At 33.8% G+C, this 26,091-nt stretch carries 23 protein-coding genes; 21 read left to right on the top strand and 2 right to left on the bottom strand.

Annotated features, from left to right (window positions below):
- Window positions 1–81 precede the first annotated feature (81 nt).
- Window positions 82–1,641: a ribonuclease Y gene (gene rny, locus KA894_RS11875; protein WP_210133984.1), complete on the top strand. Its 1,560-nt coding sequence runs from the start codon at window positions 82–84 to the stop codon at window positions 1,639–1,641.
- Between the two features lie 509 nt (window positions 1,642–2,150).
- Here rny and KA894_RS11880 read toward each other — a convergent pair.
- Complete coding sequence (locus KA894_RS11880) at window positions 2,151–2,366, bottom strand: hypothetical protein (protein ID WP_096810030.1); 216 nt, start codon at window positions 2,364–2,366, stop codon at window positions 2,151–2,153.
- Between the two features lie 165 nt (window positions 2,367–2,531).
- Here KA894_RS11880 and KA894_RS11885 point away from each other — a divergent pair, with 165 nt between their 5' ends.
- From KA894_RS11885 to hfq, 20 genes are all read left to right on the top strand, one after another.
- Window positions 2,532–3,320 carry a TIGR00282 family metallophosphoesterase gene (locus KA894_RS11885; RefSeq protein WP_096810028.1) on the top strand — a complete coding sequence of 263 codons (789 nt, stop codon included), beginning with the start codon at window positions 2,532–2,534 and terminating at the stop codon, window positions 3,318–3,320.
- Between the two features lie 115 nt (window positions 3,321–3,435).
- Window positions 3,436–5,196, top strand: coding sequence for a 2-oxoacid:acceptor oxidoreductase subunit alpha (locus KA894_RS11890; protein WP_103373196.1), 1,761 nt, complete (start codon window positions 3,436–3,438; stop codon window positions 5,194–5,196).
- A complete protein-coding gene (locus KA894_RS11895; RefSeq protein WP_103373195.1) occupies window positions 5,197–6,063 on the top strand; it encodes a 2-oxoacid:ferredoxin oxidoreductase subunit beta in 867 nt (288 codons plus the stop codon).
- 206 nt (window positions 6,064–6,269) lie between these two features.
- The gene (locus KA894_RS11900) at window positions 6,270–6,905 is read left to right on the top strand and encodes a poly-gamma-glutamate hydrolase family protein (protein WP_119487850.1); all 636 of its coding nucleotides are present in this window, start codon (window positions 6,270–6,272) and stop codon (window positions 6,903–6,905) included.
- Window positions 6,906–7,009: 104 nt separating this feature from the next.
- A complete protein-coding gene (locus tag KA894_RS11905; RefSeq protein ID WP_096810020.1) occupies window positions 7,010–7,393 on the top strand; it encodes an RrF2 family transcriptional regulator in 384 nt (127 codons plus the stop codon).
- Window positions 7,394–7,465: 72 nt separating this feature from the next.
- The gene (locus KA894_RS11910; RefSeq protein ID WP_107644221.1) at window positions 7,466–8,362 is read left to right on the top strand and encodes an NAD(P)/FAD-dependent oxidoreductase; all 897 of its coding nucleotides are present in this window, start codon (window positions 7,466–7,468) and stop codon (window positions 8,360–8,362) included.
- Window positions 8,363–8,470: 108 nt separating this feature from the next.
- Entirely contained in the window at window positions 8,471–8,767 is a 297-nt protein-coding gene (locus KA894_RS11915) for a thiamine-binding protein (RefSeq protein WP_096810016.1), read from the top strand.
- Window positions 8,768–8,992: 225 nt separating this feature from the next.
- Window positions 8,993–10,534, top strand: coding sequence for a tRNA (N6-isopentenyl adenosine(37)-C2)-methylthiotransferase MiaB (gene miaB, locus KA894_RS11920; protein ID WP_096810014.1), 1,542 nt, complete (start codon window positions 8,993–8,995; stop codon window positions 10,532–10,534).
- Window positions 10,534–10,893: a YlbF/YmcA family competence regulator gene (locus KA894_RS11925; RefSeq protein WP_096823876.1), complete on the top strand. Its 360-nt coding sequence runs from the start codon at window positions 10,534–10,536 to the stop codon at window positions 10,891–10,893. The genes miaB and KA894_RS11925 overlap by 1 nt, the downstream gene beginning before the upstream one ends.
- Window positions 10,894–10,927: 34 nt before the next feature.
- Complete coding sequence (gene thiW, locus KA894_RS11930; protein WP_107644220.1) at window positions 10,928–11,416, top strand: energy coupling factor transporter S component ThiW; 489 nt, start codon at window positions 10,928–10,930, stop codon at window positions 11,414–11,416.
- 408 nt (window positions 11,417–11,824) lie between these two features.
- Complete coding sequence (gene mutS / locus KA894_RS11935) at window positions 11,825–14,446, top strand: DNA mismatch repair protein MutS (RefSeq protein WP_421673554.1); 2,622 nt, start codon at window positions 11,825–11,827, stop codon at window positions 14,444–14,446.
- Window positions 14,447–14,461: 15 nt separating this feature from the next.
- Window positions 14,462–16,423, top strand: coding sequence for a DNA mismatch repair endonuclease MutL (gene mutL, locus KA894_RS11940; RefSeq protein ID WP_119487852.1), 1,962 nt, complete (start codon window positions 14,462–14,464; stop codon window positions 16,421–16,423).
- Window positions 16,424–16,436: 13 nt separating this feature from the next.
- Window positions 16,437–16,970: a glycerol-3-phosphate responsive antiterminator gene (locus tag KA894_RS11945; RefSeq protein WP_096810004.1), complete on the top strand. Its 534-nt coding sequence runs from the start codon at window positions 16,437–16,439 to the stop codon at window positions 16,968–16,970.
- Window positions 16,971–17,147: 177 nt separating this feature from the next.
- Window positions 17,148–18,182 carry a S66 family peptidase gene (locus KA894_RS11950; RefSeq protein WP_119487853.1) on the top strand — a complete coding sequence of 345 codons (1,035 nt, stop codon included), beginning with the start codon at window positions 17,148–17,150 and terminating at the stop codon, window positions 18,180–18,182.
- A gap of 172 nt (window positions 18,183–18,354) precedes the next feature.
- Window positions 18,355–19,173, top strand: a complete 819-nt coding sequence (locus tag KA894_RS11955; RefSeq protein ID WP_096810002.1) for an MIP/aquaporin family protein — start codon at window positions 18,355–18,357, stop codon at window positions 19,171–19,173.
- A 178-nt stretch (window positions 19,174–19,351) separates the two neighbouring features.
- A complete protein-coding gene (gene glpK, locus KA894_RS11960; protein ID WP_096810000.1) occupies window positions 19,352–20,854 on the top strand; it encodes a glycerol kinase GlpK in 1,503 nt (500 codons plus the stop codon).
- Window positions 20,855–21,000: 146 nt separating this feature from the next.
- Window positions 21,001–22,674, top strand: a complete 1,674-nt coding sequence (locus tag KA894_RS11965; RefSeq protein ID WP_096809998.1) for a glycerol-3-phosphate dehydrogenase/oxidase — start codon at window positions 21,001–21,003, stop codon at window positions 22,672–22,674.
- Window positions 22,675–23,348: 674 nt separating this feature from the next.
- The gene (locus KA894_RS11970) at window positions 23,349–24,281 is read left to right on the top strand and encodes an alpha/beta hydrolase (protein WP_096809997.1); all 933 of its coding nucleotides are present in this window, start codon (window positions 23,349–23,351) and stop codon (window positions 24,279–24,281) included.
- A 5-nt stretch (window positions 24,282–24,286) separates the two neighbouring features.
- Window positions 24,287–25,234 (top strand): tRNA (adenosine(37)-N6)-dimethylallyltransferase MiaA, encoded by a 948-nt coding sequence (gene miaA, locus KA894_RS11975; protein WP_210133986.1) that lies wholly within the window; start codon window positions 24,287–24,289, stop codon window positions 25,232–25,234.
- A 1-nt stretch (window position 25,235) separates the two neighbouring features.
- Window positions 25,236–25,454 (top strand): RNA chaperone Hfq, encoded by a 219-nt coding sequence (gene hfq, locus KA894_RS11980; protein WP_096809993.1) that lies wholly within the window; start codon window positions 25,236–25,238, stop codon window positions 25,452–25,454.
- Window positions 25,455–25,556: 102 nt separating this feature from the next.
- Here hfq and KA894_RS11985 read toward each other — a convergent pair whose 3' ends face one another.
- Window positions 25,557–26,030 (bottom strand): glutathione peroxidase, encoded by a 474-nt coding sequence (locus tag KA894_RS11985; protein WP_096809991.1) that lies wholly within the window; start codon window positions 26,028–26,030, stop codon window positions 25,557–25,559.
- Window positions 26,031–26,091 lie beyond the last annotated feature (61 nt).

Below are 26,091 nucleotides of genomic sequence, written 5' to 3' on the forward strand. Positions count from 1 at the left end.
ATTCTTATATAACTTCATATAATCATATTGAATTAAATTTGATATACAGAGCAAAATCCTAGAAAAAAAGGGGGTGTTTGTGTGAATTTATTAAACCTCCTACTCATTTTGCTAGGTATTATTCTCGGAGTTGTTGTAGGGTACGTTGTTGCCCGAAAAGTATTGCATCAAAAGCAATTACAAGCAAGACAAACTGCAGAAGATATTATCGAACAAGGTAATAAAGAAGCAGAGAATGTTAAGAAGGAAAAGCTCCTTGAAGCTAAAGAAGAGAATCAAATCTTAAAAGAACAAAGTGAAAATGAGCTTCGTGAAAGACGTGGTGATCTTCAAAAGCAAGAAGCACGACTTCTTCAAAAAGAAGAAAACTTAGAGCGAAAATCTGATCTACTAGATAAAAAAGATGAGATTTTAGAGCAAAAAGAGTCTAAACTTGAAGAACGACAACAACAAGTAGATGCAAAAGAGAGTAGTGTTCAGTCATTAATAAATAAGCATGAACAAGAATTAGAACGCATCTCTGGTCTCTCTCAAGAAGAAGCTGCTAATGAGCAACTTCAAAGAGTTGAGGAAGAATTGTCACATGATATTGCAATACTTGTTAAGGAAAAAGAGAAAGAAGCAAAAGAAACAGTCGATAAAAATGCAAAAGAACTATTAGCAACTACTGTTCAAAGATTAGCTGGAGAACATACTTCAGAATCTACAGTATCTGTTGTTAATTTACCAAATGACGAAATGAAAGGTCGAATCATTGGTAGAGAAGGAAGAAACATTAGAACGCTAGAAACGTTAACTGGTATTGATTTAATCATAGACGATACACCAGAAGCAGTCATTCTCTCAGGTTTTGACCCAATTAGACGCGAAATTGCAAGAACTGCATTAGTAAATCTTGTTTCAGATGGACGTATCCATCCTGGAAGAATTGAAGATATGGTTGAAAAAGCTCGAAAAGAAGTAGACGACATTATTAGAGATGCTGGTGAACAAGCCACATTTGAAATTAACGTACACAACATGCATCCAGATTTAGTTAAAATCTTAGGTCGCTTACAATATCGTACAAGCTATGGACAAAATGTACTGAAACATTCTATAGAAGTTGCTCACTTAAGTGGTATGTTAGCAGCTGAATTAGGAGAAGATGTTACATTAGCTAAACGTGCTGGTTTACTTCATGACGTTGGTAAAGCTATCGATCATGAAGTTGAAGGAAGCCATGTTGAAATTGGTGTAGAATTAGCTAAAAAATATGCTGAAAATGATACAGTCATTAATGCTATACATTCTCACCATGGAGATGTAGAACCAACTTCTATTATTTCTATCTTGGTCGCTGCGGCAGATGCATTGTCGGCTGCAAGACCAGGTGCTCGTAAAGAAACATTAGAGAATTATATTAGAAGATTAGAAAGACTAGAAACACTTTCTGAAAGCTATGAAGGTGTTGAAAAAGCGTTCGCAATCCAAGCAGGTAGAGAAATTCGAGTTATTGTATCGCCTGATACTATCGACGACTTAAAGTCACATCGCTTAGCAAGAGATATTAAGAGCCAAATTGAAGATGAACTTCAATATCCTGGACATATAAAAGTGACAGTTGTTCGTGAGACTAGAGCAATTGAATACGCAAAATAATGGATGATTAACTTAACCAAGTTAGTCATTGACTGTCAGCAGAGTTATATCGCTTTGTTGGCAGTTTTTTAATTTAATTGTTATCCGTAACACAATAACATTAAAAAAATAAAGATATCATAAAAAAATTGAGGGGATCAATTCCCGTATTCAAAATAAAATACGCCTTCATTTTGAATGAAGGTGTATTTCTGTATTTAAAATCCTACGATTTTGAACATATATTCTCATTTGGGGCACTTTTCAACCCTTTAGTCTTTCGCCCATGCTAATTTTCCTGAAGTGCTACTTCTTAATTTATTAAGTGAGTAGCATAACAGCATTTGTGTGTGAACTTGGCCCATTTATTTTATTATCATCTTTACTGAGGCGAGACAACTAAAAATATAGTGTCCCCCACGGCACTTCCTCTTTAATCTAAAAATCAGTAAAAATTCAATTTTCAAAATGAATTTCTACTGATTTTTAGCATATTTATGACCTAAGTGTTTTCATTTAAAATAATATAATTATTTTAGTTCTAGATCTGCGTTATTTACTTCTTTAATTACTTCAGCGGTGTCGTAACAATTAGTGGAAATATTTGCGTAGCGTTCGGCGAGTCTATACGCATTGATATATAATTCTAAACTTTCTTTTGCGATATCTTCTGGTTTTTCGCTATTGGCAGGGTTAGCTGAAACAACTAAATCAGCAAAATGCTGTGGATCAATATTGATTGACATATCTTACTTACAACTCCTAATTTTTTTGAAATGATACTTAACTACTATCATTATTACCACTAACGAACCTTTTAAAACAAATGAATTTTTATAAATATTTTTGAAAGCACCTTTTCATCACTCATAAATTCAATTAAACTAGCATTAAGAGAGGATGACACGTAAATGAGAATATTATTTATTGGTGATATTGTTGGTAAAATAGGTAGAGAGGCTATTACTAATTATTTACCCAAACTAAAGCAAACATACCGTCCTACCGTTACAATTGTAAACGCAGAAAATGCTGCACATGGCAAAGGTTTGACTGAAAAATTATATAAGTCATTATTAAGAGAAGGCGTTGATTTTATAACTATGGGTAACCACACTTATGGACAACGTCAAATTTATGATTTTATAGAAAATGCTAATCGTATGGTGCGTCCTGCCAATTTTCCGGACGAAGCGCCAGGTGTTGGCATGCGTTTTATTCAAATTAATGAAATTAAATTAGCGATTATAAATTTACAGGGTCGGGCATTTATGCAAGATATTGATGACCCTTTTAAAAAGGCGGATGCATTGATAGCTGAAGCGCAAAAAGAAACTGATTATATATTTGTTGATTTTCATGCAGAAACAACTTCAGAGAAAAATGCAATGGGGTGGTATCTAGATCATAGAGTCAGTGCGGTCGTTGGTACGCATACACATATCCAAACGTCAGATGAAAGAATTTTACCTGGGGGAACAGGGTATATCACAGATGTTGGCATGACAGGTTATTATGATGGCATTCTCGGTATTAATCGTGATGAAGTCATCACGCGCTTTATTACCAGTTTACCTCAACGGCATGTAGTGCCTGATGAAGGACGTAGTGTCTTGTCTGGTGTGATTATAGATTTGAATAAAGAAGGCAAAACAACGCACATAGAACGTATCCTTATTAATGACGATCACCCATTTTAAAATAATCGTCCATTAGTATGAATTTTTAAATAAACCGCGCTTTTCGTAGTAAAAGGGTGGTTTTTTTTGGTATGATGAAATATGAATTATTATAACCACTAGGAGGCTAGATGATATGAAAGCTCAAGTATCATGGAAAGTGGGCGGTCAACAAGGTGAAGGCATCGAATCCACTGGAGAAATCTTCGCCACTGCTATGAACCGTAAAGGATATTATTTATACGGATACCGTCATTTTTCAAGTAGAATCAAAGGCGGACATACTAATAATAAAATTAGAGTATCTACATCACCTGTACACGCGATTAGTGATGATTTAGATATATTAATAGCATTTGACCAAGAAACGATTGAATTAAATCATCATGAAATGCGCGAAGATAGTGTTATTATTGCTGATAGTAAGGCTAAACCAGAAAAGCCAGAAAACTGTCGTGCGCAACTCGTTGATTTACCTTTTACGGCAACTGCAAAAGAATTAGGTACTACTTTGATGAAAAATATGGTTGCTGTAGGCGCGACTTGTGCATTAATGAATTTAGATATTCGCGCGTTTGAAACACTAGTCACAAATATGTTTAATAAAAAAGGCGACAAAGTCGTTGAGATGAATATAGAAGCGTTGAATGAAGGTCACCGCTTAATGACAGAACAATTAAATGAAGTTAAAGGCGATTTCGTATTAGAAGAAACAAATCATTCACCACATCTTTACATGATTGGTAATGATGCAATTGGATTAGGGGCATTATCAGCAGGTTCAAGATTTATGGCTGCTTATCCAATTACACCTGCCTCTGAAATTATGGAATATATGATTGCAAACTTACCTAAAGTAGGCGGCACAGTCGTACAAACTGAAGATGAAATTGCTGCTGCAAATATGGCCATTGGCTCTAACTATGCTGGCGTGCGTGCTTTTACTGCAAGTGCTGGTCCGGGGCTTTCTCTAATGATGGAAGCGATTGGACTGTCTGGTATGACAGAAACGCCATTTGTAATTATCAATACACAAAGAGGTGGCCCATCTACAGGATTACCAACTAAACAAGAACAATCAGATCTTATGCAAATGATTTATGGCACACACGGTGATATACCTAAAATTGTTGTAGCACCTACAGATGCTGAAGATGCATTTTATCTAACAATAGAAGCTTTCAACCTTGCTGAAATATATCAATGTCCAGTTATTGTATTAAGCGATTTACAATTGTCATTAGGTAAACAAACAGTAGATGCTTTAGATTATAACCAAATTGAAATAAATCGTGGCGAAACCATTCAGTCCGATATAGAACGCGACGAAGATGACAAAACATACTTTAAGCGTTATGCATTAACTGAGAGCGGGATATCGCCAAGACCACTACCTGGTGTCAAAGGTGGTATTCATCATGTTACGGGCGTCGAACATAACGAAGAAGGCAAGACAAGCGAAGCAGCAGAGAATAGACAACAACAAATGGAAAAACGGATGCGCAAAACAGAACATTTGTTAATAAACGATCCAGTAGAAAGCGACGCGCCGCATGAATCAGCAGATATTCTTTATCTAGGCTTTATTTCAACTAAAGGTGCGATACAAGAAGGTAAGGAAAGATTAGAACAACAAGGTTTAAATGTAAACCATTTACAAATTAGACAATTACATCCTTTCCCAAGCAAAACAATACAAGCAGCAGTTGATAAAGCTTCCAAAGTGATAGTGGTTGAGCATAATTATCAAGGACAACTTTCTAATATATTAAAAATGAATGTGAATGTTGGGAACAAATTAGTTAATCAAACTAAATATGACGGTACGCCGTTCTTACCAAAAGAAATTGAAACTAAAGGATTAGAAATTGCTAAAAATTTGAAGGAGTTGGTATAAGTGGCAACATTTAAAGATTTTAGAAATAACGTGAAGCCCAATTGGTGCCCTGGTTGTGGGGATTTCTCTGTTCAAGCAGCCATTCAAAAGGCAGCTGCCAATGTGGGTTTAGAGCCTGAAGAAGTTGCTATTATAACAGGCATCGGTTGTTCAGGTCGCTTGTCTGGCTATGTTAATTCTTACGGCGTACATGGCATTCACGGTCGCTCATTACCATTAGCTCAAGGTGTGAAAATGGCCAATAAAGATCTAACTGTTATCGCGTCTGGTGGCGATGGGGATGGCTATGCCATAGGTATGGGTCATACGATTCACGCCTTACGTAGAAATATGAATATGACGTATATTGTCATGGATAATCAAATTTATGGTTTAACTAAAGGCCAAACATCTCCTTCATCCGCACAAGGATTTGTCACTAAATCAACACCAAAAGGTAATATTGAGAAAAACGTTGCGCCATTAGAACTTGCTTTGTCTTCAGGTGCAACGTTTGTAGCACAAGGATTTTCTAGTGATATTAAAGGATTGACTAAAATGTTAGAAGATGCGATTAACCATGACGGCTTTTCGTTTGTTAACGTCTTTTCACCATGCGTAACATATAATAAAGTAAATACTTATGATTGGTTTAAAGAAAATCTTACTAGTATTGAAGATTTAGAAGATTACGATATGACAGATAAAAATAAAGTCACTCAAAAAGTGCTTGAATATGATTCATTACTTAAAGGGATTGTATACCAAGATACAGAAACACCTTCATATGAATCACAAATAGAAGCGATAGAAGGTACAGCATTAGCTAAAAAAGACATACATCTTGATGAGAACCAGTTTAAGGAATTAACAAAACAATTTGTTTAAATCGGAGAAAATAAGCGCCATGATTAGAGTTGAAACAGATAAATAAATAATAATATGTATATGTAAGCTGATTACTTACGTTAATGGATTAAGAAGTTTTCCAATATCGTATAGGATCAGCTTTTTTAATGAAATTAATTTATATAATAGTAAAGTTTATAGTATCATATGAGTTAAGTAGCGTTAGATATTTTGGAGGGAACGACATGATAGACCAATTTAATTCAATGAGTGGATTATTGTCTCATACAACTGAAGGTATAGATTGGGAAATTAGTACAAGACAAATGAAACATCCAGTCATAATAACTGCAGTCCATGGCGGCGCTATTGAACGTGGTACTACTGAAATTGCTCAATCTATTAGCGAAAAAGGGAACTATAGTTTTTACACATTTAAAGGCGTACGAAAAAATAAAAATAATAAACTTCATGTCACGTCTAGGCATTTTGATGAACCTAAACTGTTGGAAATGATTAAAAATCATCGATACACTATCTCTGTGCATGGTTGTATGGGTGACACACCAGAAGTATATATTGGAGGGAAAGATAAAAGTTTAATAAAACACATTAAAAAGCGACTATCTGAAATCGACATTATTGTTAAAGATGCGCCAGCTCATATTTCTGGTATGCATGATGATAATTTTGTTAATTGTAACCAAAACAAAGCTGGCGTACAATTAGAACTTACAGCTAAGCTTAGAAAAAGTTTCTTTAAAAATAAGAAGTACAACCTTTATGATAGGGAAAATCGAGACAACTGGTCTTCAACCATGAGTGAATTTACTGAAGCAATTATTTTAGCCATGAATTTTTATCAACAAGGATTCAACTAAATTTTAACAGCTAATTTTAATGCACATCGTAAATAATTATTGCAAAAGACATCTTCATAAGATATTATAGACTTATAATATCTATAATAGGAAGTTGATCACTCATGAAATGTTCAAAAGCAACAGATTATGCATTACATGCATTATTATTTATGATAAAAAGTAATGGAGATTCAAAAAGAATTCCTGTCCAAGATTTAGCTTCAGCATTAAAAGTGTCTACTACTTATTTATCTAAAATATTAACACGTCTAGTAAAAGCAAATATTATTTCAGCCAATAGTGGTGCTAAGGGTGGCTACCAACTGAAAGAGGGTTGGCAAAACGTTTCAATTTATGAAATTATCGTAACAATAGATGGTAAACAAAGTTTGTTAGAAGATAGTTTTAGTCATGGCGATGGTTGCCCAATTAAAACAATAATGGACGAAGCCGAAAGTACTTTAATAAATAATTTAGAACGAAAAACTTTAAAGAACTTAGTGTAATACTAAGTTCTTATATTATTAGATATTTTGTAGATATTAAGAATCTATAAAAGGCTTAAAGGAGGAAATGAAATGGATTATGAAGTAATCGTTATCGGTGGAGGACCAGCTGGTTTAAGCGCAGCATTAAACTTTGGTAGAGGTATGAAACGTACATTAGTGATAGATGAAGACAAACCACGGAATAGAGTGACTAATGAGTCGCACAGTTACTTAACACAGGATGGCATTTCACCAATTGAGTTTAAGCAAAAGGCTAAGCGAGATGTTGCCAAATATGAAGATGTGTCATTTTTAGAAGATAGTGTATTAGATATTCAGCAATGTGCAACAGGCTTTGAAGTTGTTACGCAACGCCGTTCCTTTAAAGCAAAACAAGTATTAATTGCTACGGGATTAAGGGAAAAAGGACCTAATATCTCAGGCTTTAATGAGTTTTATGGGCAATCTATATTTTATTGTCCTTGGTGCGATGGTTATGAAATGCGCAATAGAACATTGGCCATTATTTATGCGGATGAAATGATGATTCATATGGTTAAACTGTTAAGCAATTTTTCAAAAAAACTGATCGTTTTTACAAATGGTGAAAATAACATTGCTTTAGAAGACAAAGTCATCCTTGATAAAAAAGGCATCGATTTATATACGGAACCTATTACTCAATTTATTGGAGATAATGGCGACTTAGACGCTATTAAGTTAGCTAATGAGAAAACCGTCAAAGTTGAGGGCGCATTTACTAAGATGGATTGGGATACACATTTCAGTTTTTTAGAAAACTTAAGTATAAAGCGTGATGAAAATGACAAAATTGAAATTTCACCTTTTGGAGAAACATCTGTTGAAGGTATATATATAGCTGGAGAAACAAAAGATAACTTTGCAGGCCAATTAATAGATGCTGCATCAAATGGCGGTATGGTTGCTAAAATGATGATGATGACACAAATAAATGAAGATTTTTAATGAATGTAGAGATAAATATAAAACAGTTTGGTAGTTAATATGTATACCTTTATCCTCTTATTTGATAAACTGAAATATAAACAAATGATTAAAAGGGGCTGAAGCGGTATGCATGATACTTTAATGAGTGTTCAAATTATTCCTAAAACTGCTAATGGTGCAGACGTTGTGCCTTACGTAGATGAAGCAATCAAAGTCATTGATGATTCTGGTCTATCCTATAGAGTTGGACCATTGGAAACAACAGTACAAGGCGAGATGAATGAATGTTTAATCTTAATTCAAAAATTAAACGAACGTATGGTTGAATTAGAAGTGCCAAGTACAATAAGTCAAGTTAAGTTTTACCATGTCCCTGAAGGTATTACGATTGAGACACTCACTGGGAAATATGACGAAATTTAAGAATATACAATACAAATTCAACCGATTCGACACACAAAAGCTGTTGAATCGGTTTTTATTTATTTATAAGACTTTTTGCACTTTAGAGTTAAATTTAATATAATGAAGTAATGATTATAGATAAAGTTATGGAACTTTGAACAACTCGGCTGCAATATACGGAAATAAGGCATATGTTTAGACGTTTGTTCATAGTTTTTATGATATAGAAAGGGTTTTGTTAGCGTGAATGAAGAACAAAGAAAGCGTACTTCTATAGATGTTTTAGCCGAACGCGATAAGAAGACAAAAGATTATAGTAAGTATTTTGAACATGTTTACCAACCACCAAGTTTAAAAGAAGCACGTAAACGTGGTAAAGAAGAAGTACACTATAATCGTGATTTCCAAATAGATGAAAAATACCGTAATATGGGGAAAGGTAAAACCTTTTTAATCAAAACATATGGTTGCCAAATGAATGCGCATGATACAGAAGTTATGGCAGGTATTTTGGGGGCTTTAGGTTATCAACCAACAGAGGAGATAAATGAAGCGGACGTTATTTTAATCAATACGTGTGCTATCCGAGAAAATGCAGAAAACAAAGTTTTTAGTGAAATAGGAAATTTAAAACATTTAAAAAAAGAGAAACCTGAGACAGTTATCGGTGTTTGTGGTTGTATGTCACAAGAAGAATCTGTAGTTAATAAAATATTAAAATCATATCAAAATGTAGATATGATTTTTGGTACACATAATATACACCGATTACCTGAAATTCTTGAAGAAGCTTATTTATCAAAAGCAATGGTTGTCGAAGTTTGGTCTAAAGAAGGCGATGTCATAGAAAATTTACCAAAAGTTAGAAAAGGTAATATTAAAGCTTGGGTAAATATCATGTATGGTTGTGACAAATTCTGTACATATTGTATCGTTCCATTTACTAGAGGGAAAGAACGTAGTAGAAGACCTGGAGATATTATTGACGAAGTCAGAGATTTGGCCCGCCAAGGATATCAAGAAATTACATTATTAGGTCAAAACGTAAACTCATACGGTAAAGATATCGATGATTTAACATATGGACTGGGTGATCTATTGGAAGATATTTCAAAAATTGATATACCAAGAGTTCGATTTACAACAAGTCACCCGTGGGACTTTACTGACCGCATGATCGAAGTTATCGCTAATGGTGGAAATATCGTGCCACATGTTCATTTACCAGTACAATCAGGAAATAATGCTGTACTTAAAATAATGGGTCGTAAATATACTAGAGAAAGCTATTTAGATTTAGTAGATAGAATAAAAACTAGAATACCTAACGTTGCGTTAACTACAGATATTATTGTCGGCTATCCAAATGAGACAGATGAGCAATTTGCAGAAACATTAACGCTATATGACGAAGTTGAGTTTGAACATGCATATACTTATATTTATTCACAAAGAGATGGTACACCAGCAGCTAAAATGAAAGATAACGTTCCTTTAGATGTGAAAAAAGAACGCTTACAACAATTAAATCAAAAAGTAGCTCAATATTCAGAACAAGCTATGAACCAATATGAAGGTCAAACTGTACAAGTGCTTTGTGAAGGTGCTAGTAAAAAAGATGACACTGTACTAGCAGGCTATACAAATAAAAATAAACTTGTTAATTTTAAAGCACCCAAAGATATGATTGGAAAAATTGTGGATGTCAAAATTGATGAAGCTAAACAATTTTCATTAAATGGCACATTTTTAAGTGTTAGTGACAAAGCAGTGGTGACACAATAATGTATGAAAAAGATGAAATATTAGCTGAAGCGGAGTTACTAAGCCAACGCATTAAGTCATTAGATACAGTAAAAGATTATCAAGCTATAGAACAACAAATCCATCACAATAAAAATATTGAAACGCGTATGAAAGATTTAAAAAGAACCCAAAAACAATCTGTTAACCTACAGAACTATGGCAAACATGAAGCATTACGCCAATCTGAAGGTAAGATTGAAGACATTGAGCAAGACATCAATGTTATACCTATCGTAGAAGAATTTAGAGAATCACAATCTGAAGCAAATGAATTATTACAAATGATGATCAGCACGATGTCAAACCGTTTAAATCAGAATCAACAAGGCGAAGATTAATACGTAATCTGCTTGTAGAAAGGAAATGAACGCTATGAAGACTAGAAAATTAACATTAACTGCCATATTTATAGCTATTAATATAGTTCTAAGTAGTATTATAGTCATTCCATTAGGGCCCATAAAAGCAGCACCTATACAACATTTAATCAATGTTTTATGTGCAGTATTTGTTGGACCTTGGTTTGGTTTGGCACAGGCGTTTATATCGTCGATACTCCGAATGCTTTTCGGAACAGGTAGTTTCTTTGCATTTCCTGGTAGTATGGTTGGCGTATTATTAGCAAGTGGATTTTATTATTATCGAAAACATCTCTTTATGGCAGCGATTGGCGAGGTAATAGGGACAGGTATTATTGGCAGTATCATGTGTATACCGTTAGCGTGGATACTTGGCTTTACGAATTTTGCTGTTAAGCCACTCATGGTAGCATTTATCGCATCAAGTGTCATTGGTGCCATCATCAGTTATATCATATTGATGACTATGAAAAGAAAAGGTATTTTAAAACGTTTCTTATAAATATGACGAGATTAAGTTTCATTACTTTGGACATATAAAAGTATTAATTATAATGCAATGTTGTAATTAAATACTTTTATATGACTATGAGGCTTAATCTCGTTTGTTTGTTATATCAAATTGATAATAGCTTAGAAACTTATATAACTTGTAAGCATAGGCGTAAAAGCTAAAGTTATGTTAAAATTTAAGAGTTAAATGAGCTGTAAAATGTTAATCATAATTGTGTTCCTACAAAAACGTAGCGTGTAAAAGATATAGAAATAAGCCATATAAAAGTAATAAACTTTTAAAATAACGTAATCACGAATCGTACATAAGAAATTGATAGTTTGCAATAAGTATAAATCAAAGTAAGAAACTAATAGAAGGATTGTGAAATATTAAATGACGAATCAAACTCCAATGATGCAACAATACTTAAAAATAAAGTCACAATATCAAGATTGTTTATTATTTTTTAGGTTAGGCGATTTTTATGAAATGTTTTATGAAGATGCCAAAGAAGCTTCAAGAGTACTTGAAATAACTTTAACAAAACGTGATGCTAAAAAAGAAAATCCGATTCCTATGTGTGGGGTGCCGTATCATTCTGCAGATGGTTATATTGAAACATTAATCAATAATGGATATAAAGTTGCTATTTGTGAACAAATGGAAGACCCTAGACAAACTAAAGGTATGGTAAAGCGTGAAGTCGTAAGAATTGTTACACCAGGGACAGTCATGGATCAAGGCGGCGTTGACGAAAAACAGAACAATTATATTTTGAGCTTTGTCCAAATTAATGGAGTTTATGCGCTAAGTTATTGTGACGTATCCACTGGTGAATTAAAAGTTACATCATTTGATGATAATGCTACATTAATCAATGAAATTACAACAATTAACCCAAATGAAATAGTTGTAAACGCACCGATTAGTGAGGTATTAAAAAGACAAATTAGTTTAACAACAGAAACAATTACGGTTTTATCTGAAATATCTGATGCACAATATAACATTAATACAAATAATGACCTACCACTATTTAACGCTACGCAACTATTACTTGATTATGTTTTCCATACGCAAAAACGAGATTTATCCCATATTGAAAGCGTAGTTCAATATGAAGCTGTCGATTTTATGAAAATGGATTTTTATGCAAAGCGTAATTTAGAATTAACAGAAAGTATACGGCTTAAAAGTAAAAAAGGTACACTGCTATGGTTGATGGATGAAACTAAAACGCCAATGGGCGCTAGAAGATTAAAACAATGGATTGATAGACCATTAATTCACAAAAACCAAATTGAATCACGACTAGATACAGTGACACAGTTTATTGATTATTTTATAGAGAGAGATACCTTAAGAGAACATTTAAATCAAGTTTATGATATTGAACGTTTGGTTGGTCGTGTAAGTTATGGCAATGTAAATGCGAGAGATTTAATTCAACTTAAACATTCCATTTCTGAAATACCCAATATTAAACAGTTATTAGACAGCTTAGATACCAAAACGACAGCACAATTTAATGCATTAGAGCCTTTAGATGAATTACTAGCACTATTAGAAAACAGTCTCAAAGAAGAACCATCAATTTCTGTGAAAGAAGGTGGATTATTCAAGCAAGGATTTAACGAGACACTTGATGAATACTTGGAAGCATCTAAAAATGGTAAGTCTTGGTTAGCTGAACTACAGACTAAGGAGCGTCAACGAACAGGAATTAAATCGCTGAAAATTAGTTTTAATAAAGTCTTTGGATATTTTATTGAAATCACAAGAGCCAATTTACATGGCTTTGACCCTGCGGCATATGGTTATCATCGTAAACAGACATTATCAAATGCGGAGCGCTTTATTACTGATGAATTAAAAGAAAAAGAAGACATGATATTAGGCGCTGAAGATAAAGCAATAGAATTAGAATATCAACTGTTTGTCCAATTACGTGAACAAATCAAGACCTACACCGAACGTTTACAAAAACAAGCGAAAGTTATTTCTGAACTTGACTGTTTACAAAGTTTTGCTGAAATAGCACAAAAATACAATTATGCTAGACCTTCATTTAGTGAAAATAAAACGTTAGAATTGACAAATTCTAGACATCCAGTTGTAGAACGTGTAATGGACCACAATGATTATGTACCAAATGATTGTAAATTAGATCAAGACACCTTTATTTACTTAATTACTGGCCCTAACATGTCTGGTAAATCTACTTACATGAGACAAGTAGCTATCATAAGCATCATGGCACAGATGGGTGCTTATGTACCATGTGAATCAGCTACGCTACCAGTATTTGACCAAATATTTACGAGAATTGGTGCAGCCGATGACCTTGTTTCCGGTAAAAGTACATTTATGGTAGAGATGCTTGAAGCACAAAAAGCACTTGCAAATGCCACAGAAAATAGCTTGATTATCTTTGATGAAATCGGAAGAGGTACATCTACTTATGACGGTTTAGCGTTAGCACAAGCAATGATTGAATATGTTGCACATACTTCACATGCTAAGACTTTGTTTTCAACGCATTATCATGAATTAACAGCGTTAGATCAGTCATTATCATGTTTAAAAAATGTACACGTGGCTGCAAATGAATATAAAGGTGAACTTATCTTCTTGCATAAAGTTAAAGATGGCGCTGTAGATGATAGTTATGGTATACAAGTAGCTAAATTAGCTGATTTACCTGACGAAGTGATTTCACGTGCACAGGTTATTTTAGATGCTTTTGAAGAGCATAATACGCAAAAACAAGCGACGAATGAAGAAGTAAATCTCATTAAAAATGGGATAGATGCACAACCTCTAGAAGATGATTCAGTAGAAGAAAGTGCAATGACTTATAAAGAAAAAGTACAGGATGACACTCAATCTCAATTTGAACAAGCTGCATTTGATTTGTTTGAAACCCCTGTGAAACAAAGTGAAGTAGAAAGTGAAATTAAACAATTAAATTTATCAACTATGACGCCAATAGAAGCCCTAGTAAAACTAAGTGAATTGCAAAATCAGTTAAAGTAGAGGTGAAGTCATCCAATGGGTAAAATAAAAGAGTTACAGACATCATTAGCAAATAAAATCGCAGCTGGAGAAGTGGTTGAACGACCTGGTTCTGTCGTGAAAGAATTATTAGAAAACGCCATAGATGCACAAGCGACTGAAATTAATATAGAAGTAGAACAATCTGGTGTAGCTTCTATTCGTGTGGTTGATAATGGAACTGGTATAGAAATCGACGATTTAGATTTAGTATTTCATCGACATGCAACAAGCAAATTAGATGTAGACGACGATTTGTTTCATATTCGTACGTTAGGCTTTCGTGGTGAGGCATTGGCCAGTATTTCGTCAGTTTCTAAAGTGACTTTAAAAACTTGTACAGATAACCAAGAAGGACAAGAAGTTTATGTAGAAAATGGCGAGGTTTTAAACCAAAAGCCAGCAAAAGCCAAGCGCGGCACAGATATTTTAGTGGAATCTTTATTTTATAACACGCCAGCACGCTTAAAATATATTAAAAGTCTATATACCGAACTCGGTAAAATAACAGATATTGTTAATCGAATGGCGATGAGTCATCCAGATATTCGTATTTCGTTGGTTTCAGATGGCAAGACTATTATAAAAACAAATGGATCTGGTAGAACCAATGAAGTTATGGCAGAAATTTATGGTATGAAAGTTGCGAAAGACTTAGTCCATGTTACTGGAGATACAAGTGATTATCATATAGATGCTTATTTCGCTAGACCAGAGCATTCTAGAAGTAATAAACACTATATTTCTATTTTTATTAACGGGAGATATATTAAAAACTTTTTATTAAATAAAGCGATTTTAGAGGGGTATCATACTTTGTTGATGATTGGTAGGTACCCAATATGTTATATCAACATTGAAATGGACCCTATACTTGTAGATGTAAACGTTCATCCGACCAAGCTAGAAGTTAGATTATCAAAAGAGGATCAACTTTATGAACTCATTGTTGAAAAAATTCATGAAGCTTTTAAAAATAGAATTTTAATCCCTCAAAATGATATGGATAAAATGACGAAGAAGCATAAAGTGTTAGATAAATTTGAACAACAGAAAATGGAATTTGAAAAACGTCAACAACACAATACCCCGAACCCTAACACACTAGAGCACCATAACGTATCATCTGAAAACAATAACGTTTTAAACGATGAACATCAATTGAACTATTCCAATTTAACGGATACCTTTCCTGATAGTATTCAAGAATCCGCAAATGATTATGATGAATACAAAAAAGCACAAAACGAAATACTTGATGATATGGAGACAAAAGGCGTAAGTAATAATGAAGAAACAACGACGCATGGAAATCATTTTTCAGAAAGCAATATCAATAAGGATATCAAAGAGCCTGTGGGGGGTACGTCGTCTCGTAGAGTACCTTATATGGAAATTGTTGGCCAAGTACATGGGACTTATATTATAGCGCAAAATGAAAATGGCATGTTTATGATTGATCAACACGCCGCTCAAGAACGCATAAAGTATGAATATTTCAGAGAGAAAATTGGTGATGTTGCAAATGAAAGCCAAAACCTATTGATTCCATTGACCTTCCATTTTTCAAAAGATGAGCTGATGATTATCAACCAATATAAAGGAGAATTGGATAAAGTAGGCGTACATTTAGAACCATTTGGTGGGCATGACTACATTGTTGATAGCTATCCAGTTTGGTTTCCAAAACAAGAAGCGGAAGAAATTATAAAAGATATGATCGAATACGTACTAGAGCATAAAAAAGTAGATGTTAAGAAAATTCGTGAAGAAGCTGCAATTATGATGAGTTGCAAAAAATCTATTAAAGCAAATCATTATTTAAAAAATAATGAAATGGCTGATTTAGTTAATCAATTAAGAGAAACAGAAGACCCGTTTACTTGTCCGCATGGAAGACCCATTATCATTAATTTTTCAAATTATGAATTAGAGCGCTTGTTTAAACGCATTATTTAAGGAGGGCGTCGTATTGAAACCACATATTTTACCAGCAGTAAGGTCAATGAAAGATCTAGAAAAATTGACGAAGACTGATTATAAAGAATGTGTGATGTTGGATGCACATATTGGGCATGTCAAAAGCATTATGGATTTATTAAATAAACATCATATAGAAACTTATATGCATATCGATTTAATAAAAGGCATGAGCCATGATGAGTATGCTTGTGAATATATTATCCAAAATTACCACCCGAAAGGGATTGTTTCAACGAAAACTAAAGTGATTAATAAAGCGAAATCATTAAATACTATAACTGTTTTTAGAGTATTTGTATTAGATAGCCATGCGCTGTCTAGAAGTATAGAATTAATTAAACGTGTGGAGCCTGATTTTGTTGAAGTGTTACCAGGTGTCGCTACAAAAGCGATTAGGATTATTAACGAAGAAACGAATACTTCAGTGATCGCTGGTGGATTGATTAATAGTAAAGAAGAAGTCGATATTGCAATTGAGAATGGCGCTAAACATATCACCACGAGCGACCGCTTATTATGGTAAATAAAGATATGAATGTGCTTAAATAAAAACAAAGTGTATAGATTATAAAATTCATTAATCGTGCTGCTTCCTCTCCATGAGATATTGAAACGTATCAAAATGATGGCGAGGGAGTTTTTTATAAGAATCTATTTTCGGTCTAAATAATGATAACTACCTATTAAGGAGATGATCATCATAATAAAACCTAGTAAATTAAAGAAAGGCGATACTGTAGCGATTGTTTCTTTATCTTCTGGTTTAGCTGGCGAAGCTGAAATTTTATGGAGGACTAATCAAGGGGGCCAACGCTTAGAAAATGAATTTGGATTAAATGTAAAAGTGATGCCGCATGCGCTTAAGGGCTTAGCATATGTCCGTGAGCATCCAGAATGTCGCGCTGAAGATCTAAATGAAGCGCTCAAAGACCAAGAGGTCAAAGCCATTATTTCTTGTATTGGTGGAGAGGATGCTAGACGAATTTCACCTTACGTCGATTTAAAAACTATTGCTGCAAATCCTAAAATATTTAGTGGCTATTCAGATACTACAACGATACATTTAATGTTTTATAAAATGAACGTAGTCAGTTTCTATGGCCAGGCATTATTAACTGATTTTGCAGAAAATGTCGAAATGGATTCTTATACGGTAGAGAATATTAGAAAATGTTGGTTTACTTCAAATGAAATAGGTGAAATAAAAACAGCAAACTATATTAGGCCTTACGGGTTAGAATGGGATATTAAAAACAAAGCTATTTCAAGACCCATTTTAAAGCAAAAAGGCCTTGAAGTATTAAATGGTAATCAAAAGGTTAGTGGCAAACTTGTGGGAGGTAATTTAGAAACGTTTGTGGATTTAATGAGCACCTCGTTTTTTCCTGATTTAGAAAATTTTAATAACGCCATATTATTTTTAGAAACATCAGAAGATACACCGACACCAAAAGTGTTCTCAGCATATTTAGAGCAATTGTTGAAGAAAGGAATTTTAGAACGCATAAATGGTATGCTCTTTGGGAAACCTTTTAACAATATATACTATGAAAGTTACAAAAAAGAAATTTTAGAAATTATCTCAAAATGTAATAATCCTAAAATGACAGTTTTTTATAATTTATCATTTGGCCACAATGAGCCTAAACATATGATACCTTATGGCTTAACGGCAGAAATAAACGCTTTAACAGGCCAATTTAGTATCAATGATAGCGGCGTACAATCAAATTAAATTGTGACAAGTTTTTCACGAAAAGATTTGACAACGCTTACAACATCGGTGTAAGATGAACTCAAGTTAATATTTAGAACAGAGATGGGAGATTTCTACAGTCATTAAGCCGGTGGTTCGAAACTGGGTATAATTGTAGGGATCTCCCTGTCTTATTTTAGGAGGAGTCTTTATGAGTGTATATTTTGCTGAATTTTTGGGAACAGCAATACTTGTGTTATTAGGCGGCGGCGTTGTTGCCAATGTCAATTTGAAAAGAAGTAATGGTAATGGTGCAGATTGGATTGTTATCGCTACAGGATGGGGTCTAGGCGTAACGATGGGCGTTTATGCAGTAGGAGAAATTTCTGGCGCCCATTTGAATCCCGCTGTCACCTTGGCTTTTGCGATGGACGGAGCAATTAGTTGGGGAATGGTACCTGGTTATATTATTTGTCAAATACTTGGCGGCGTTGTTGGTGGCGTTTTAGTTTGGTTAATGTATTTAGCGCAATGGAAAGCAACAGAAGACCAAGATACTAAGTTGGCTGTGTTTTCTACAGCGCCTGCAATTAAAAACTATTTCGCCAATTTTATGAGTGAAATTATTGGTACTGGCGTTTTAACTATGGGTCTATTATTCATTGGTATGAATAAAATAGCTGATGGATTAAATCCATTAATCGTTGGTAGCTTAATCGTCGCAATTGGGTTAAGTTTGGGTGGACCAACTGGTTATGCGATCAATCCTGCCCGTGATTTGGGGCCTCGTATTGCTCATGCGATTTTACCGATTTCAGGTAAGGGTGGTTCTAATTGGTCATATGCAATCGTGCCAGTATTAGGACCAATAACTGGTGGTATGATTGGTGCTGTAATTTATAGATTATTCTATAAAGGTGCATTTGATACGTTATCAGTAATTGCAATTGTATTATTGATTATTACACTTGTGTTAGGTGTCACTTTAAATAAAGCAAAAAATGCAAAAGGCATTGAATCTATATATTAATTATATTTAATCTATATAGAATATACGTTAAACTGTTAACAGATAATATTTTAGTTGGTTTACCATTAGATGTTTGTTGTGTGAATCAGTTAAAAATGGGTACAGTGAAAGTATGCATGTAAATTTGGATTACATAAGTAATTCGTTTTACTAACATTAGAAGAGGGAGATAATAATTATGGAAAAATATATTTTGTCAATCGATCAAGGCACTACGAGTTCAAGAGCCATTCTTTTTGACCAAGAAGGTAAAATAAAAGGAGTCGCACAACGCGAATTTAAACAATATTTTCCTAAATCAGGATGGGTAGAACATGATGCAAACGAAATATGGACATCAGTTTTAGCAGTTATGGCTGAAGTTTTAAATGAAGAAAACGTGGGCGCAGAGCAGATTGCAGGCATCGGTATTACAAACCAACGTGAAACTACAGTCGTGTGGGACAAAAAAACATCTAGACCCATTTACCATGCAATTGTGTGGCAATCACGCCAAACACAAAGCATCTGTCAAGATTTAAAAGAACAAGGTTTAGAAGACAAATTCCGTGAAAAAACAGGCCTTTTATTAGATCCTTATTTTGCAGGAACAAAAGTTAAATGGATACTAGATAACGTGGATGGAGCAAGAGAAAAAGCTGATAATGGAGATTTATTATTCGGTACCATCGATTCATGGTTAGTTTGGAAATTATCAGGTGGTAATGCACATATTACTGATTACACGAATGCAAGCCGTACATTAATTTATAACATCCATGATTTAGAATGGGATCAAGAATTACTAGACATTTTAGAAATTCCAAACTCTATGTTACCTGAAGTTAAAGAATCTAGCGAAGTTTATGCAAATACAATTGACTATCATTTCTTTGGCCAAGAAGTCCCAATTGCTGGTATCGCAGGCGACCAACAAGCAGCATTATTTGGTCAAGCGTGTTTTGAACGAGGCGATGTTAAAAACACATATGGCACAGGTGGCTTCATGTTGATGAATACAGGCGAAGAAGCCGTAGCATCTAAAAGTGGACTATTAACAACCATTGCATATGGCCTAGATGGTAAGGTTAACTATGCACTGGAAGGTTCTATTTTTGTTTCAGGTTCAGCCATCCAATGGTTAAGAGATGGCTTGCGAATGATTAACTCTGCACCACAATCAGAGAACTACGCAGAACGTGTAGAATCAACTGAAGGTGTTTATGTTGTGCCTGCTTTCGTTGGATTAGGAACGCCATACTGGGATGCTGACGCGCGAGGTGCTATCTTTGGTTTAACTCGTGGTACAGAAAAAGAACATTTTATCCGTGCTACATTAGAATCATTATGCTATCAAACACGTGATGTACTTGAAGCAATGGAAAAAGATTCTGATATTACTGTCAACAATCTGCGCGTTGACGGAGGTGCTGTAAAAAACAACTTTATCATGCAATTCCAATCAGATTTGTTAAATGTGAGCGTTGAACGACCTGAAATCAACGAAACCACAGCTCTAGGTGCAGCTTATTTAGCAGGTTTAGCTGTCGACTTCTGGGATAGCAAAGATGAAATTGCTAATCGTTGGAAACTTGAGAAAGAGTTTAATCCAGATATGGAAGAAGAAGAAAGAAATAAATTATATAAAGGCTGGAAAAAAGCTGTAGAAGCAACACAAGTCTTTAAATTAGATGAAGCATAAAAGAATTAGACTTTATTTAGTTTTTTATGCTATAATAAGGGTAAGTTAATAATACCGAGATGAGAAATGAGAGACTCTGTTCGTACAATAATATATGTATGGGATAGGTCTCTCTTTTTTTATTATTACTAGGAGGCGCTAGATTTATGAGTTTATCAACTTTGAAAAGAGAACAGATTAAGAAAGAGTTAAAAAATGATACATTTGACGTTGTGATTATTGGTGGCGGAATTACAGGTGCAGGCATCGCTTTAGATGCAACACAAAGAGGTATGAAGGTTGCATTAGTTGAAATGCAAGATTTTGCACAAGGCACTAGTTCACGTTCAACAAAATTAGTTCATGGTGGTTTACGTTATTTAAAACAACTACAAGTTGGTGTGGTAGCTGAAACTGGTCGAGAACGTGCGATTGTATACGAAAATGGTCCTCATGTAACAACACCAGAACGCATGCTATTACCAATGCATAAGGGCGGTTCAATGGGCAAATTCACTACTTCTATTGGCCTAGCTTTATATGATAGATTAGCAGGTGTAAAAAAATCAGAACGTAAAACAATGTTAAATGCTAAAGAAACATTAGCAAAAGAACCGCTTGTTAAAAAATCAGGCTTAAAAGGTGGCGGCTCATACGTGGAATACCGTACTGATGACGCTCGTTTAACAATTGAAGTAATGAAGCGTGCAGCTGAAAAAGGTGCAACCGTAATTAACCATACTAAATCAATACACTTCACGTATGATTCAAACGAACAGGTAAATGGTATTCACGCCGAAGATCAAATTAGCGGAGAAACTTACCCAATTAAAGCTAAAAAAGTAATCAACGCAAGTGGGCCATGGGTAGATGAAGTACGTAGTGGCGATTATGCACGTAATAATAAACAATTACGTTTAACCAAAGGTGTGCATATTGTTATTGATCAATCTAAATTCCCATTAGGTCAAGCAGTGTATTTTGACACTGAAAAAGATGGACGTATGATTTTTGCTATTCCTCGTGAAGGCAAAGCTTATGTAGGCACAACAGATACTTTCTATGATAATGATAAAACATCGCCATTAGCTACACAAGAAGATAGAGATTATTTAATTGAGGCAATTAATTATATGTTCCCAGATGTAAATGTAGCTGATGAAGATATTGAATCTTCATGGGCTGGCGTAAGACCATTGATTTTAGAACAAGGAAAAGACCCTTCAGAAATTTCTCGTAAAGACGAAGTTTGGGAAGGTAAATCAGGACTATTAACTATCGCCGGTGGTAAATTAACAGGCTATCGTCATATGGCGTTAGAAATTGTAGATTTATTATCTAAACGCTTAAAAACAGAATATGGTATGAAATTTGATAAATGTGCTACCAAACATTTACCTATTTCAGGTGGAGATGTTGGTGGCAGTGCTAACTTTAGCGACTTCATAGATAAAAAAGTAGAAGATGCAAAAGCTTATCAAATTGATGACGCAACTGCACGTCATTTTGCTACTAAATATGGTTCAAATGCAGAAGAATTATTCAAAATTGCACAAACAGCACAATATCAAGATTCTGGTTTGCCATTAGATATTTATACTGAATTGATTTATTCTATTCAAAATGAAATGGTTCACCGTCCAACAGATTTCTTTATTCGCCGTACAGGCAAACTATATTTCAAAATTGACGATGTATTAAATTATAAAGATCAAGTTATTAATGTAATGGCTGAGTTACTTGGCTACACAGACGTTCAAAAAGAACTATTTACAAAAGAACTTCAAACTGCCATTGACGAAGCACAAACAGGCAACAATCAACCCGCAGTAAAAGAATAAGAAATATAATATTTAAACGACTGATATGAGAGCCAGTTAAGGAGTATAAATGCCTACACTCAAAATAAAACTGTCTGGGATATAAATCCCAAAATTTAGCCCCAAAAGGATTTCTAGTTAACGAAATCTTTTTGGGGTTTATTTTATAATGATACTTTGTATTATTGCTGCGAGTGTGTCTTGAACATTAAGTTTCAAGACCATGTTATTCTTTCAGATATGCCGCAGTTAAAAAAGTGTTTATTTCATCACCGTTTTATGCTACAAAAAGCATGGTGCTTTTTATGAGTTAAGTTAGAACATAGATAAACGCCTTGGGTTTTAAATATGAGATTGATAGTGCATGATTACCATAAAATGTAAAGTGTTATTTCTGAACTAATTGAGTTAGCGGCCTTTTCGCAATGAGCTTTAGTCGATGTAACCATTTTAACTTTAATACGATTTATGGTTGAACTATAATAATTTGTATTTTTTAGTTATTTTTGTCTGCGTCGGACTGCGAAATCGTTTGAAAAAATACGGTTTCTGTTCTAGTCCGATATTAAAACTAGAAAATTTAAGGTTACACATTTTCAAATACATACTAGCATTGTATTTGAAAACAATACATTTTGAAGGTATATTGTATAATATATGATGAGTGAATCGAAGTGTGATTTGGAGGCTATAACATGGGTGTAAATGAATTTAAAATCACAGTTGCAGATGGGACAACATTGGAAGTTAAATTGAATAAAGCTAAAAAAGAAAGGGTAGGCATCGTCCACCTACTTCATGGTATGGCAGAACATATGGACAGGTATGATTCACTTATTGAGTCACTGAATCAGCAAGGTTATGATGTGTTACGCCATAATCATAGAGGTCATGGTAAGGATATTGAAGTGTTTGAACGTGGTCATATAGATAATATGGAGCATATAGCTGACGATACTTATGAAATTGCTCAAACATTGTATTCAAATGATACAAATACGCCTTATATTATTTTAGGTCATTCTATGGGGTCTATTGTTAGTAGAATATTTACACAGAAATATCCAGATGTTGCACAAGGTATGATTTTATCTGGGACAATGCAATACCCAAAATTTTTAGGAAAGTTAATACAAATATGTTTGAAAATAGTCACTTTAATAACAGGGAAACGACGTCGTTTAAAATGGTTAAATCAAATCATGTACAAATCCTTTAATAAAAATATTAAAAACAACAAATCTAATAATGATTGGTTATCCAGCGATGTTGAAGAAGTTAAAAAATTTGAAAAAGACCCTTATACTGGATTTTTAGTCTCAAACCAATTAATTTATGAAACTGTCAAACATATGTTGCTGACAAGCCGTTTAAAAAATATAAAAAAAATGCAATCAGAAATGCCTATTTTACTTATTTCAGGAAAAGAAGATGCCATAGGTAATTATGGAAAAGGGATTAGACATTTAGGTAGACTATATAAGAAGGGTAATATTCAACATATTACAGTTCACTTATATAAAAATAAAAGGCATGAAGTACTTTTTGAAAGAGATAGCATAACGACTTGGCATCATATGTATGATTGGATAGAGAAACAAATTTTAAAAAAGAATAGAGAGAGTTGATACAAGTGCATAGCGACAAGCCTTTTATAGTTGCGTTGGTGGGTCCTACGGCTGTAGGTAAAACAGAATTAAGTATTGAACTAGCCAAAAAATTCAACGGTGAGATTATTAGCGGAGATTCAATGCAGGTCTATAAACATATGGATATCGGAACAGCAAAAATAACAGAAGGTGAGATGGAGGGCATACCGCATCATATGATAGATATGCTCGAACCTAATGAAACATTTTCTGCATATGACTTCAAAAAAAGCGCACAGCGATTAATAAAAGAAATTATCAATAGAGGGCGTATACCTATTATTGTAGGTGGTACTGGCTTATATATTCAATCATTAATTTATGATTACGCCTTTGAAGATGAGACTATTTCAGAAGAAAGACAAAAATACGTAGACGCAACTTTAAGTGAATTAGATTCACTTTCTAATGTACATTTGCATGGTTATTTAGCTTCGTTTGATAAAGCCTCAGCTGACAATATCCACCCAAACAATCGAAAAAGAGTACATAGAGCGATAGAATATTACTTAAAAACAAAAAAACTTTTAAGTTCTCGTAAGAAAAGTCAACAATATACGGTGAATTATGATACATTATTAATAGGGATAGAAATGTCACGCGAAACTTTATATCAAAGAATTAATAAACGTGTAGATATAATGTTGGAACGCGGATTACTTAATGAAGTGAAACAACTCGTTGAAGATGGTTTTGAAACTTGTCAAAGTATGCAAGCTATCGGATATAAAGAGATGTTACCTGTAATTAAAAATGAGTCTAATCTAGATGAAGCAACAAATAAATTGAAAAAGCATTCTAGAAATTATGCAAAACGACAAATGACTTGGTTCAAAAACAAGCTCGACGTAGTATGGTTAGATAGAGAGAAAATGTCACTTTCATTGATGTTAGATGAAGTTTCAGTCCAAATAAATAAAAGGAGTACATAACATGAATACAACAGAAAACATCCAAGATAAATTCCTAGGACAATTTAAAAATGATCAAACTAAAGTCATTGTTTTTTTAGTTAATGGTTTTCAAATGAAGGGAATTATTGAAGATTATGATGATAGCTTAGTTTGTTTATTAACACAAGGTAAGCAACATCTAATTTATAAACATGCAATCAGTACATTTACAATTGATGATACAGTTGACGAAGCATAATTTTTCTAACAATATATTTTGCATACTTTAAATAATAAGAAGCTACGCTTGATTTTTAATAATCAAGCGTAGCTTTTTTAATTAATTCATAATTGGTTAAGTTTAAAGCAGTGATTCAATTTCAGATTCAATTTGACTTGGTTTTTTTTGAGGAGAGAAACGTTTAACTACGTTACCATTTCTATCAATTAAAAATTTAGTGAAGTTCCATTTGATTTTTTCATTGAAGAAACCATTTTGTTGTTCTGTTAAGAATTGGTATAAAGGATGTTGATTTTCCCCTTTAACGTCAATTTTTTCGTGCATTGGAAATGACACACCATAATTGATTTTGCAACTTTGTGTAGCTTCTTCCCCTGTCCCTGGTTCTTGACCACCAAACTGGTTGCATGGGAAACCTAAAACAACGAAACCTTGGTCTTTATAATTTTCGTATAACGCTTGCAAGCCTTCAAACTGTGGTGTGAAACCACATTCACTTGCAGTGTTAACAATTAACAGTACTTTATCTTTATATGCTTCTAATTTATAAGTCTCTCCATTTGGTTTCTGAACTTCTATATCGTATATAGTCATATTGCGTCACCTCTTATTATTAATCTAACATAATTTAAGTTTATAGTCTTTATATTAACAC

It is taken from the genome of Staphylococcus sp. GDY8P131P, from assembly GCF_017891975.1.
Classification (GTDB): domain Bacteria; phylum Bacillota; class Bacilli; order Staphylococcales; family Staphylococcaceae; genus Staphylococcus; species Staphylococcus nepalensis.